General features: G+C 45.1%; 3 tRNA genes. All 3 read right to left on the bottom strand.

What is annotated here, in order from left to right:
- Positions 1 to 19 precede the first annotated feature (19 nt).
- A tRNA-Lys gene (locus tag AOB46_RS22805) sits at positions 20 to 92 on the bottom strand.
- Between the two features lie 53 nt (positions 93 to 145).
- A tRNA-Leu gene (locus tag AOB46_RS22800) sits at positions 146 to 228 on the bottom strand.
- 37 nt (positions 229 to 265) lie between these two features.
- Positions 266 to 338 (bottom strand) — tRNA-Lys (locus tag AOB46_RS22795).
- Positions 339 to 344 lie beyond the last annotated feature (6 nt).

Genomic DNA, 344 nt, shown 5'->3' with positions numbered 1-344 from the left:
TAGTAACTTATTTCGCTTGTGACCCGGCTGGGATTCGAACCCAGGACCCATACATTAAAAGTGTATTGCTCTACCAGCTGAGCTACCGAGTCGGCCACAATTAAATGAATTTATATTCCAATTAATTATTAAAAAATCGTTGCAGTGCCTGCGACTGGACTCGAACCAGCACATCCTTAGGAAACCACCCCCTCAAGATGGCGTGTCTACCAATTTCACCACGCAGGCTATAAAATTACAAAAATCTAGTAACTTATTTCGCTTGTGACCCGGCTGGGATTCGAACCCAGGACCCATACATTAAAAGTGTATTGCTCTACCAGCTGAGCTACCGAGTCGGCCAC

This window comes from Chryseobacterium indologenes (genome assembly GCF_001295265.1).
In the GTDB taxonomy this organism is placed as follows: Bacteria; Bacteroidota; Bacteroidia; order Flavobacteriales; family Weeksellaceae; genus Chryseobacterium; species Chryseobacterium indologenes_A.
This window is presented reverse-complemented; position numbering and strand designations above follow the sequence as displayed.